Annotated in this window: 11 protein-coding genes and 1 tRNA gene; 8 read left to right on the top strand and 4 right to left on the bottom strand. The window is 35.8% G+C overall.

Translation table 11 applies throughout. From position 1 onward, the window contains the following. Positions 1–5 precede the first annotated feature (5 nt). Both mtaC and EJ01_RS10070 read left to right on the top strand, forming a co-directional pair. The gene (gene mtaC, locus EJ01_RS17290) at positions 6–833 is read left to right on the top strand and encodes a methanol--corrinoid protein MtaC (RefSeq protein WP_048081959.1); all 828 of its coding nucleotides are present in this window, start codon (positions 6–8) and stop codon (positions 831–833) included. Between the two features lie 83 nt (positions 834–916). After that, positions 917–2,554 carry a methylamine methyltransferase corrinoid protein reductive activase gene (locus EJ01_RS10070; protein ID WP_048081958.1) on the top strand — a complete coding sequence of 546 codons (1,638 nt, stop codon included), beginning with the start codon at positions 917–919 and terminating at the stop codon, positions 2,552–2,554. A gap of 65 nt (positions 2,555–2,619) precedes the next feature. Here the strand turns inward: EJ01_RS10070 and EJ01_RS10065 are convergent, their stop codons facing one another. Beyond that, positions 2,620–3,411, bottom strand: coding sequence for a 4Fe-4S binding protein (locus EJ01_RS10065; protein WP_048081957.1), 792 nt, complete (start codon positions 3,409–3,411; stop codon positions 2,620–2,622). A gap of 233 nt (positions 3,412–3,644) precedes the next feature. Between EJ01_RS10065 and EJ01_RS10060 the strand changes: the two genes are divergently transcribed. Then, complete coding sequence (locus EJ01_RS10060) at positions 3,645–4,109, top strand: hypothetical protein (RefSeq protein ID WP_052376055.1); 465 nt, start codon at positions 3,645–3,647, stop codon at positions 4,107–4,109. Between the two features lie 24 nt (positions 4,110–4,133). Next, positions 4,134–4,277 (top strand): phosphatase PAP2 family protein, encoded by a 144-nt coding sequence (locus EJ01_RS18095; protein ID WP_084689198.1) that lies wholly within the window; start codon positions 4,134–4,136, stop codon positions 4,275–4,277. On the opposite strand, the gene EJ01_RS10055 is transcribed toward EJ01_RS18095, so the two are convergent. Further along, a complete protein-coding gene (locus tag EJ01_RS10055) occupies positions 4,263–5,039 on the bottom strand; it encodes a 4Fe-4S binding protein (RefSeq protein ID WP_048081956.1) in 777 nt (258 codons plus the stop codon). The genes EJ01_RS18095 and EJ01_RS10055 overlap by 15 nt on opposite strands. 176 nt (positions 5,040–5,215) lie before the next feature. Here EJ01_RS10055 and EJ01_RS10050 point away from each other — a divergent pair. From EJ01_RS10050 to EJ01_RS16555, 3 genes are all read left to right on the top strand, one after another. After that, positions 5,216–5,287: transfer RNA gene (locus EJ01_RS10050), tRNA-Arg, on the top strand. A 316-nt stretch (positions 5,288–5,603) separates the two neighbouring features. Continuing rightward, positions 5,604–6,851 (top strand): hypothetical protein, encoded by a 1,248-nt coding sequence (locus EJ01_RS10045; RefSeq protein ID WP_048081955.1) that lies wholly within the window; start codon positions 5,604–5,606, stop codon positions 6,849–6,851. A 403-nt stretch (positions 6,852–7,254) separates the two neighbouring features. Beyond that, on the top strand, positions 7,255–8,229 hold the full coding sequence (locus EJ01_RS16555; RefSeq protein ID WP_052376053.1) for a hypothetical protein: 975 nt from the start codon (positions 7,255–7,257) through the stop codon (positions 8,227–8,229). 206 nt (positions 8,230–8,435) lie between these two features. Here EJ01_RS16555 and EJ01_RS10035 read toward each other — a convergent pair whose 3' ends face one another. Both EJ01_RS10035 and tfrA read right to left on the bottom strand, forming a co-directional pair. Next, complete coding sequence (locus EJ01_RS10035) at positions 8,436–8,972, bottom strand: DUF1697 domain-containing protein (RefSeq protein ID WP_048081954.1); 537 nt, start codon at positions 8,970–8,972, stop codon at positions 8,436–8,438. Positions 8,973–9,138: 166 nt separating this feature from the next. Then, positions 9,139–10,788: a fumarate reductase (CoM/CoB) subunit TfrA gene (gene tfrA, locus EJ01_RS10030; RefSeq protein WP_048081953.1), complete on the bottom strand. Its 1,650-nt coding sequence runs from the start codon at positions 10,786–10,788 to the stop codon at positions 9,139–9,141. Between the two features lie 289 nt (positions 10,789–11,077). Here tfrA and sepS point away from each other — a divergent pair, with 289 nt between their 5' ends. Continuing rightward, positions 11,078–12,673 carry an O-phosphoserine--tRNA ligase gene (gene sepS, locus EJ01_RS10025; protein WP_048081952.1) on the top strand — a complete coding sequence of 532 codons (1,596 nt, stop codon included), beginning with the start codon at positions 11,078–11,080 and terminating at the stop codon, positions 12,671–12,673. Positions 12,674–12,699: the final 26 nt, after the last annotated feature.

Below are 12,699 nucleotides of genomic sequence, written 5' to 3'. Positions count from 1 at the left end.
TTGAGATGAGTTATATGGAAGAATTAGAATCAAAACTAGATCAAGACTTTATAGCAGTCAGATATAATGTGGAACTTGAAGGGCCGGCCATAACACCTGAAAATGACCCTGACGTGCAGGCCATTTTGCCTAAAGATGAACCTTACAGATCAATTGCGAGGGCTGTGCTCCGTGGAGACACAGAAGAAGCAGTTAGTAAAGTTAAGGAAGGGCTAAAAAGCGGCGAATCGCCAATGGATGTAATTAACAACGGTTTAATGAAGGGAATGGATGCAGTTAACGAACTTTACACTAAAGGTTTTTATTTCCTTCCAGACCTGATGCTTTCTGGAGATTCCATGATGGAAGGTTTAAAAGAAAGTGAAGAAGCTCTGGGCCATAAAAGTGAAACTAAAGGAACCGTAGTTTCTTTTGTTGCTGAAGGAGACCCTCACGATATAGGCAAAAATCTAGTAGTAATGTTTTTAAGGGCTAATGGGTACAATGCAATAGATTTAGGTAGAGATGTGCCTAATGAAGATGTCATAAAAGCTGTAAAAGAATACAAACCAATATTTATGACTGGAACAGCTCTGATGACAACTACCATGACTGCTTTCCCAAAAGTGGTTGAAGAACTGGAAAAAAATGGTCTTGAAGTTCCTGCCATTGGATGCGGCGGAGGTTCTGTAAGAAAGGACTTTGTAGAATCTTTCCCTATGAGCGTATATGGTGTTGAAGCATATCACGCCCCAAAACTTGCCGACAGTATATTAAAAGACAAAAAAACATGGAAAGATATCAGAAAAGAGTACTCACAGATAGTCGGAGAATTTGTTCCTGAATACGACTAAAAAAAATACTTAAATTTTTATTTTTCTTTTTAGAATATTTAAAACTAATTTTTAAGGGACTTAAACATTTGAGGTACTATCAAATGAAAACCAGATATGGAATAGCATTGGATATTGGAACCAGCGGTATTAGAGCACAAGCTCTAAATATTGAAGATGGAAAAGTAGTTTCTACTGCAATTACCCTCAGGCACCCCCTACCCGGAGCCAATGTTGTAGACCACCTTCACTTCGCCATAAAGGTCGGCAGAGATACTGCCCATGAGATCCTAATTGATGCGGTAAACAAAGTACTAAACAGCTTAAATATAGATCTTGAGAATGTAGAGAGATTAGCAGTATGCGGTAATCCTATACAACTCTCCCTTTTCCATAATATAGAAATCAGAGATTTAGCTTACTGGGGCCCCCATGCACTTGAAAGGTTACATGTAACTCCCCCTTCAAGAGACGCCATTACTGTAAATGCAGCTGAAATAGGCCTTGAAATCAATCAAGAAGCCGAAGTATATATTCCTCCCGCTATAAAACATGAAATTGGGGCAGATGCTCTTGCAATGCTTTTTAAATCTCAAGTTTTAGAAAAAAAAGGGATTTATCTGGTATCTGACTTTGGAACAAATGCGGAAATAGCCTTAGTCATAGATGGTGAAGTTTATTCATGCTCTGCCGCTGCAGGCCCTGCAGTAGAGGGGCAGATGATAGAAAAAGGCAGGTTAGCTTCTCCAGGAACTATATGCGATCTGGAACTCACTGATTATGGGTGGAAAACCCGTATTCTAGATGATGATCTTATAGCCCAGGACGGGAATACAGTTGATCCTTCAGGTGGAAATGTTATTTTAAGTGAGGAAAGTGACATAAAACCAATAGGCATAACTGGAACCGGAGTAATCGCTGCTTACAGTCTTGGACTGAGCACAGGTATTATAAAACTACCTAAAATAAAGAGCAGTGATGGTAAAATCAACCTGCATGAGGACATATACCTTACAGAAAAGGACATTGAAAACATTGGTAAAGCTTTAGGGGCATTTAGAGCTGCCCATTTAACCTTAGCAGAAGAATCAGGAGTATTCCTTGATGAAATTGATGAAACCTACATGGCGGGAGCTTCAGGATTTTACGTAGACCCCCATAAATCCCTGAACGTTGGACAAATTCCCCCTTCCTCCCGTGAAATCTATCAGATGGGAAATACTTCTCTCGCAATGGCAAAAGATATAGTTCTAGATCCTGGACTCCTTGAAAAGCTGCAGAAAATAGCAGATGGAATGCGCAGTAATCATATAACACTTGCCACATCCCCAACTTTCGAAAAAATATATTCTCTAGAGCTGGCTATGTGCGAACAAGGCATGCCTTTCTGGATGTACAATGATTGGTTGACCAAATACGGTTTTCAAAAGATTCCACCAAAGGTTTCCAATCCAGAGATACATAGAATTTTTGAAAGGGATATACCTGAACTGGGTGAAAAAGGCCTGAAAATAACTAAAATAGGCGGTTTATTAAAGGCAGAATTTGAAGGGTGCACCAGCTGCATGACATGTGCCCAAAATTGCCCTGAAGATGCGCTGACCATCGAAAATGGAGTAGTTACAATAAGAACAGACCTCTGCTCAGGTATGGCATGCTTAAGGTGTGAATTAGGCTGTCCTCAAAAGGTATTTAAGTATGAGGAACTGCTTACTCCAAAAGAGAAACCAGAAACATCATAGTGAATAACCAAATGTCGGAGATTAGTAGATTTATAAAAAAATTCGTGCATATTATTCACCATAAATCATCTGATTAATTCTAATCCAATTCTTGGCACCATCCGAATTGCCTCTACAGGGCAAAAATTCCTGCATACGCCGCATCCATAGCAGCTATTGTTAATTTTTGCTTTTTTTTCAGTTATTGTAACTGCTTTAAACTGACATGCCCTTTGACAATTCCCACACCCATTACAAATTTCCTTATTTACCATGGCAACTTCATGACCTTCTCTTATGACATTTAAATCTTTGTAGCGCCGATTTAAATGCATTAAAACACAGTCTCTATTATTACAGTTGCAGATAACGCCTATATACGGTGTTTTAAACGTCCATATTGTATGAATCGTGCCCTGTTCATCGAGACCCTTAAGGAACTCCGCAGCATCTTCAGCTCCTATATCCTGTACCGGTGAAAGTTCAGGAATATTATCCACAATTTCTGCAGTGAATCCAAAAAGTATGCACTTTTTCACATCCTTACCAAAAAGATACTTACTGCAGGGACAGTCAACAAGGCTGACCCTCCCAGGAATACCACATATGGAAACTGCATCTTCAAGGGAAACTACATGGCCGGAATGGTCACTTGTAAAAAATGCATTGAACTTCATCAATGCATATTTTTTAACAAGCGGTATTTTGAGTGCAACATCCGCTATACGTACCTGTCTCCCGTACATCTTTCTATAGTCTTTAAAAACACTTTTTATAAATAATCTTCTTTCTTGTGATTGCTCCAGTTTATCCGCATGATTTTGAGCAGCCAGATACCATTTTTTACCAGCCCCATGCTGAACGCAGAATTCACACATAATTTTCACCATAAAATAATAATATAATTATATAGATATAATACAGTATAAATAAAATTAAATGAAATTTCATTTAACCCGCAGTTAAAATCATATATAAACATATGTTATATACTTACAATATATAAAAATCTTAAAAATACACTATTAATACTTAATACCTCTAATTAAAGACCGTAAATTTAATATACATGATATTTAAAATAATTAACATCAATTATGAAAGGTAAAGGATGAAATCAGTTGCTTCTAATTTTAAATTTAAACATGGGTTCGCCCAGGTAGTTTCAAACATTGTACAACCTGTAATAGTAACCATACCAGTTTTCGTTATTATAAATTATTTTGCAGCTGGTGGAAATAATTTTTTAATATCAACATTTATCTGCCTGCTTTTCGGGACTTTTTTACCACTAATAGCAGCTTTAATGTGGATAAAAAGTAAAAATTTAGATTTAGATGTAAGTGACAAAGATGAACGTACGTTCCCTCTGCTTTTCGGGGCATTATCTTATATTATTGGAATAATCATGTTTTTTATTGCTGGGGCCCCCGCTGTAGCCGCCATATTGATGCTGTGCTACCTCACAAATATAATACTGACCATATTTGTAACCTTTTTTTGGAAAATCAGCGTGCACTCCATGGGAATTGCAGGACCCGCAGCAGCAATAACTTGTATATTTGGATATCCCTGACTTTTATTTGGATTTCCCCTTATTATGGTCATGTGGAGCCGTGTCTATCTTAACCAGCACACACCCGCCCAGGTTATTGTTGGAGCGATTACCAGTTTTACTGTTACATGGATGCAGTTCAGACTATGCATGACTTATATCCCATATTTAGGTTTACGGATACCTTGAAACTAGATTAATCACTTCTACAGGGCAAAAACTTCTGCAAACCCCGCAACCATGACATTTAGAGTTAATTTCTGCCTTTCCATCTACAATTACCACTGCATCAAACTGACAAATAGTCTGGCAGTTTCCGCAGCCATTACACATCTCTTTATTTATTACAGCTGTTTCATGACCTCTATGCACGATTTCAGCAAATTGATACTTATTTTTCATATGAAATAACAAACATCCTCTCTGATTGCAGTTACATATAGCCCCAATATAAGGAGACATAAAAGTCCATACCGTGTGGACTTTGCCTTCAATTTCTGTAGATTTCAGTAATTCTGTTGCATCCTCAAAACCCATGTCTGAAATATTCGAAAATTCAGGGATATTCTCCACGATATCTGCAGTGGTTCCAAAGAGTATGCATTTTCTTTCTTCTTTACCTGAAAGGTATTTCTGACAGGGACAATCTATAACACTGACTCTTCCAGGGATACTGCATATAGAAACTGCATCTTCTAAACAAATAACTTGTCCTGCATGCTTCTGGCTAAAATAATTATTAAGCTTTTTTTCTGCATATTCCCTCACAAATGGCACTTTTCTTGCTATATCAGTCATACGAACATTTTTTCTGTAATTTCTCTCATAAGATTTAAAAAAATCATGGATAAACTTTTTTCTCTCTTCTGAAGCTGCCAGTTTATCAGCATAATTTTGAGCAACCAGGTACCATTTTTTACCAGGCCCATGCTGAACGCAGAATTCACACATAATCTTTCACCAGTATAACTAAGACAAATACATAATATAAATCTAAGGAGTTATAATAAAATAGTTCAATGATTATTTAAGCTGATGTCCAAATTAATTAAAAATTTAAATATTAAAAAAATTAAAGATGTAAAAAGAGCGTTTTTTATTAGATAATTTTTAAATCATTAAAAGTTGCCCTGATAGTGTAGCGGATATCACGTAGGATTGCGGATCCTATTACCCGGGTTCAAGTCCCGGTCAGGGCATGCTTATTTTAATATTCTTTTTTAAATCAACATTTAATCTCGCTTTTATTTAATAAAATATACCTAACTAATATTATTATGCACTTTTATTCAAATAATACTGCTTTATATAACAGTACATTCATAATATTAATGATACAATATCTAAAACAAATTATTAATGATTTTAACAAGATATACTATCCAATTATACTTAACATACTGTTAAAATCAATTTTACACCTATAAATTTAATATTACATCATTATACCCCCATATACTTTTAATTTCATATGTAAATAATTCGCATACATTAAAACTAACTTGGCGTGGAAATATGGCTTTAAGAACTAATAAATCTATAAAAGGAGAACTGGAGAATTTAGGGATCGGTTTTGATTTTGAAAGCGTAAGAAACCTTATCTCAGATATGCAGTATCTTGTAGATAACGGAATTTATGATAATTTCTTTAACGTTTTTAAAAACTGGGAAGATCCTGTTAATGTTTCAGCAAGTATGCAGAACGAACTGCAGTCCATTAGCCCATTATTAAATCAGGCAGTATCTAATGGGTTGACTCCAGAAAAAAGCAATATTTTTTCAAGTTACGTGGACTACTATTCATTTTATCATCTTTACAGGTTCATGGAATGGGTTTATTCCATGAACTTAGGAAGGAAACTGCAGGAAGAAGATGTTAAAGCTATTTTTTCCAGTAATATTATAGAAAAGATTATTTTAGGGCAGGAAAATTTTGAGCACGTCTCATCATCAAAGCTGGATGATAACTTCTTCCATGATCTTAAAGAAGTTATATGGACAGACAAACACACTGAGAAGTTTTTTGATAAATTACACGATTTATTGATTTCAAAAAGCTTTAATGAAATGGGAGACAGAGAAATTGCATTTAAACGTGAACTTAAAAGAATAGCTAAATTTCTTACAGTATGCTGTACAGTGGGTAAAGGAAGAACATATATAACTACAATAGAAGTTATATCCTCTTATAAACTTCTTTTTAAGATTATAGAAACTGATATTCGACATTTAGTTAATACAAAAGAATATAAAGGATTACTAATCTGTCCTGTATGCAACGGCTATTACTACCTTCAAGAAGATGAAATTCCTGACGATTTCATTCAGTGCAGCTGCGGGGGTAACCTTGTATACAGCATGTCTCTGGAGAACGTAAAACATTATGTAGGCACCATTAAAGAAATGGTGATGGATGAGAAGGGATTAATTGCAGGAGCCATAACCTCACTGATGTTTGGCCTTATATTCAATAATGTCATTTTAATAGCACTACTTATAGGGATTGTAACTATTCTAATGGCTAAAAACTACACAGACGGATTTAAATATGGATTTTTAACAGGGAATATCTCTGGAGCGCTTTTCTTTATGGCCGTTTTCATATCTTCAATTATACTGTCCGGAGTTAAATTTAACCAAGTTCCTTCAATTGGAGGAAGTACAATATTCATATTTATTATGGTGGTGGGAGTTTTCGCTATTTACTGCAGGAGAATCTGGACTTTCATGTGCCAAAGGTCTAAAAAGAGCACTGCAGATTAAAAATAATTTTTTAAAGATTTAAATTATAAAAATAATCGATTTAAAGTACTGAATAATGCCCAACATATATTTTAAATTATTCCCTTTAAATTTAATTTATATACAAAATTTATTTGTGCGCTTATTTCTGATATATAAAAATATCCTTTTTCACCTTTATTCAAATAATACTTATTTATATAATGATCTGGCCAAATTTTGTACTAACAATATATTAGACTAACCGTGGCTTTTAATAACAAATTTTTACGGCCATTAATGACATTTAGAGTGTACCTACAACTTTAACTTCATGTCGCACATGTAATAAAGGTTATAAATATCAATTAAACAGTCATTACTTTTTTGAATTTTCTTGTTAAAAGCCACATAACTGCCAAAAAATATTATTTCGGTGAAAAATATGGCTCTAGTGTATAATAAAGGTCATGTTAGATCAATAAGGGGCGAATTAGAAGATTTAGGTACTGGTTTTGACTTTGAAAGTGTGAGAAATGTCATTCTGGACCTGGGATACCTGAAAAACAAAGGTATCTATGAAGAATTTTTTGATATTTATAAAAACTGGGAAGATCCCATCAATGTTTTAACCAGTGCATATAACAGGTTACCATCCACCAGTTCATTACTACAGCGAGCTATGTCCAATAATTTAACCCCTGAAAAGAGCAATATTTTTTCGGGTTCTGTTGATTATTTTTCACTTCATCAGTTTTACCGGTTCCTAGAAAGGGTTTACTCCATGAACTTAGGAAGACAGCTGCAGGAAGAAGATGTTAAAGCCATTTTTTCCAGCGATATTCTTGAAAAAATCATTTTAGGACTTGAAAACTTTGATAGGGTAAACTCCACAAATAACTTTGACGATAGTTTTTTCCATGATATCAAAGAAGTCAAATGGACAGACAAACATACTGAAAGATTTTTTGATAAACTGCACGATCTGTTGATTTCAAAAAGCTTTAATGAAATTGGAAATAGGGAAATCGCATTTAAACGCGAATTTAAAAGAATAGCCAAATTTCTTGCTGTGTGCAGCACTGTTAATAAAAATAAGACATATATAACAACTATAGATGTTATAAGTGCATATAAAACTATTTTTAAAATTATTAAAACTGATATCAGCCCTATGGTAAACAAAAAAGAATATAAAGGTTTTTTAATCTGTTCAAAGTGCAACGGCTATTACAGCCTCGAAGATGATGAAATTCCTGATGATTTCACCCACTGCAGATGCGGCGGCACCATTGCATATGCTCCTTCCTTAGAAGATGCAGCATATTATGGAAAAACCTTTAAAAGAAAGATCAACAAGAAGTTGATTGCAGGGACCTTAACTTCACTTGCAGTCGCCATAATACTCATAAACTTTTAATAAACATCCCACTATAATTCCAAAACGCTCATGCCTATGATCCTGTGCATGAGTTATATTTTACGTTAATTGTAGTTTTAATTGATTATATGGGATTTATATTAAAAAATGTAATTTATTTAACCAGTAATCACATGAAAAATGAAGCGTTATTATTTTACACAACATTCTGAGCATGAGCGTCATAAAAATTAAATTTCTATATTTTAACTGGACAATTCAAACAGTTTATTTGTTGTTTTCCAATTTCTCGTTGTTGCGGTAGTATTTAATTTCCTCTCAAACACATCATTTTTTAATTTTGTCCTTGAATACCCATTAGGACAGTAAAGATACACTTCCCTACCGATTATTTCAAATTTTTCATTTTCAGCCACATTTACATCTAGATTCAAAACAGCTTTTTGATCAGGAATATCAGCTAAAAATGTCACATGCAGTTTATCAAGCTCAATATCAGGCTCTTTAATAAATGGATTGCCCTTAACAATATTTTCCAGTTCGTCTTTTGTCCGAATAATTACATCTACATAAAAAGGGAATGTCTGACTTATTTTTCTTTCAATACTTCCTGCAATTTCCATGATATCACTGGAATCATGCTCAAAAATAACATTACCGCTTTGAAGATAAGTTTTTACATTTTTAAAACCGAGTGATTCCAAGGTTTTTACCAGATCAGCCATTTTTATTCTTTTATTGCGGCCTATGTTGATTCCTCGAAGCAAAGCTATGTATTTCATAAACAGATTTCCTTTTTTTGATATTCAGGTTACATACTAACAACTTCACCAAAATAACTTCAGTATCCAATAAAAAAAATAGTTAAATTGATTATTTAACTGCTTATATTTCAGTAAACTTCAATCTCCCTCTTTAAAAAAATAGTTAAATTAATTATTTAACTGCTTATCTTTCAATAAACTTCAACCTTCCGCTTTTATTAAAAACAATGCTCTTTTTCCAGTCATCGCTCGTTTCAGGATAGTCTTCCCTGTAGTGAGATCCCCGGCTTTCACGGCGTAAAAATGCGGCCTTTGTAACAATTTCTGCCACATCAAGCATTACAAATGCTTCAAGGGCATCTTGAAGGTCTTTATTAAAGCCCATACCTCCAGGCACTTTCATGTCTGGAAGCATTTCTTTAAGCTCTTTTATCCTCTTTAAGGCTGACATTAAGCCTTCCTGATTCCTTATTATAGCCACGTCTTTCCACATGACCTCTTCAAGCTCCTTCTTAATCTCAAAGGGATATACTGTACCATCTTTAATAAGGCCAGAAACCCTTGCATCTTCAGCATCAACAAAAGCATCGTTTGACAGCAGCTCACTATCTAAAGCATTTTTAGCAGCTGCCTCACCTGCTCTTTTACCAAATACCTGCGTATCTGCTAGTGCATTTCCACCAAGCCTGTTTGCACCATGTACACCACCAGCTGCCTCACCTGCTGCAAATAAATTACCCACAGTGGTCTCGCCGTTTTCAGTTATCCTGACGCCGCCCATGAAATGGTGTGCCGTAGGCGCTACTTCCATTGGCTCTTTCCTTATATCTACGCCAACGTCCAGGAACTGTGCAAGCATTGTCTCAAGCTTCTCTTCAATGACCTCTGCTGGAAGATGTGTCACATCAAGGTAAACTCCACCTTTTGCGGTTCCTCTTCCTTCCCTTATCTCATTGTATATAGCCCTTGCCACGACGTCACGGGTTGCAAGTTCTTTTCGAGGGTCGTATTTTTCCATAAACCTTTCGCCTTCAGAGTTTAAGAGAATTCCACCTTCTCCCCTCACAGCTTCAGTTACAAGGACTCCTTTTCTAGATTCAGGGTGTATCATTCCTGTTGGATGGAACTGCACCTGCTCCATATCCAGCAGATCGGCACCTGCATTGTATGCAATAAAGTAGCCGTCCCCAGTTTTCTGTAATGTGTTTGAAGTAACAGGGTATAGCCAGCCTGCACCTCCACTTCCAAGAATTACAGATTTAGCTTTAAATACCGTAAGTTTAGAGTCTTTAAGTGATAATCCACATGCCCCTATGACGTTTCGGCCGGATTCATCCATGATAAGAGATGTAATCATTATCTCGTCCATGGTTTCGATACCGCGCTTTGTTACTTCTTCTTTTAAACCCAGCATCATTTCATGGCCAGTCCGATCTCCCTGGAAGCATGTACGCCTATAACTTTGGCCCCCGAATGGCCGCTGGTTAATCTGCCCAGAGTCCTGCCTGTCAAAAAGAGCACCATAGCTTTCAAGCTCAATTAATCTCTGCGGTGCTTCTTCTACCAGAATTCTTACCAGGTTAGAATCGTTTAGATATCCCCCACCTTTAAGGGTGTCTTCAAAATGAGCTTCAACAGTGTCCGCACAATCAACTGCCGCAAAAGCAGCGTTGTATCCTCCTTCTGCCAGAGTAGTACAGCCTGACTTAAATGTTAATCCTTTCGATACCATTATAATGTCTAAATCATATTTAGACGCTTCTATTGCTGCCCTACAGCCTGCCCCTCCAGAGCCTATAATTAGAACGTCGCATTCATATACTTCTCTTTCCATGATTCTACTATATTGCCCATTTAATTTAAATATTATTAGAAATAATATAAAAAAGCTCTAAGATATTCTTTTTTAAAAATATAATGAATTAAATCTAAATTATTGTTAAAAATCGCCCCATTTAAATTATTTTGAGGCATTTAATCCCATATAACACTATTTAACTTTGATTATGCTCAATATACATAACTAAATATAAAAGGGATCAGCACAAAATTTCTATTTAAATATTTAATCCATGATTCAATTTGATGATACTTTTTAATTATTTTAATCAGGAGGCATTTCTCTGGATAAAAAGAAACTAGTAAAGCTTGCAAAGAAAGATTTCGAGAAAGCGTGGACAATGACCTCACAGACGTTGCATAAGCCCCATCACGATGATGAATATCCTCGAATACACCTAAAAACAGGTAAAAGCCACATGCTCTATGATACGGTTGCACAGCTAAGGCAGGCGTACATGAATTTAGGGTTCGATGAAGCTGTAAACCCTGTTTTTATTGAAGAAGAACATATATACAAACAGTTCGGACCTGAGGCTCCCGCTGTTTTAGACAGGTGTTTCTATACCGCAGGGCTTCCAAGACCAGATATTGGAATTGGAATGGATAAAATTGAAAAGATCGAAAAAATGGGAGTAGATCTTGATGATGCAAGGATAGATGGTCTGAAAGAAGTGTTTAGAGGTTATAAAAAGGGAGATGTAAGTGGAGACGACCTGGTTTTAGAAGTTTCACAGGCCCTCAATGTTAAAAATAATATGGGACTCCGTATCCTGGAAAAAATATTTCCAGAGATCCGTGAATTAACACCTATAGCTCATAAAACAACTTTAAGGTCACATATGACATCAGGATGGTTTATAACACTCCAGAATATCCATAATAAAAGACAATTACCTATAAAACTTTTCTCAATCGACAGGTGTTTCAGAAGAGAACAGAGGGAAGATGCAAGTCACCTTACAACTTACCATTCAGCTTCGTGTGTTATTGTGGATGATGAAATATCTTTAGACATGGGAAAAGCAGTGTCTGAAAGTTTACTGGAATACTTTGGGTTTGAAAAGTTCAAATTCACGCCTGATGAGAAAAAATCAAAATATTACATAGCAGGTACCCAGACAGAAGTTTATGGTTACCACCCTAAACTCAAAGAATGGGTAGAAGTCGCTACATTTGGAATGTACTCACCAATTGCACTTGCAAAGTACGGAATAGATAAGGACGTCATGAATTTAGGAGTAGGTGTTGAAAGGATTGCAATGCTCCTTTATAACCAGACAGATGTCAGGGAAATGGTTTATCCTCAAACCTATGGAAAATGGAAGCTTTCAGACCGAGACCTTGCAACCATGCTCCGGATAAATTATTACCCTGCAACCCATGAAGGGCAACACTTAATGAACGATATAGTAACTGCCTTTAAAGAACACGGTGATACACCTTCCCCATGTGAATTCACTGCATTTGAAGGTGAATTCCTGGGCAAAGATATAGAAGTTAAAGTGGTGGAACCTGAGAAAGGTACAAAGCTTTTAGGACCTGCAGCATGGAATACCGTGTATATCAATCAGGGAGACATAATTGGAGTCCCTACAAAAGATGTCACTGATGAAAATGCATTAAATGCACTTGAAAATGGGATATCAACTCAAATAACTTACATGGACGGCATATGTGCCGATGCTGCCTACAAAATTGAAGAAATGGTTGTAAGCGGAGCCGGAGAAGTCACATTAAGAGTACCTATATCAAGATCCATTTCTGACATCAATTTAAGACTAGAAGATGTGGCTTTAAACTACATAACAAGTAAAAATAAAGCCATAGATGTACGAGGGCCAGTATTCTGTACTATAACATGTACACTTAAAGAATAACCCCTTTATTTTTTTATTTAATTTTA

The organism is Methanobacterium veterum (genome assembly GCF_000745485.1).
Classification (GTDB): domain Archaea; phylum Methanobacteriota; class Methanobacteria; order Methanobacteriales; family Methanobacteriaceae; genus Methanobacterium_D; species Methanobacterium_D veterum.
Note: the sequence above shows the minus strand (reverse complement) of the source record. Positions and strands in the feature narration are given on the sequence as shown.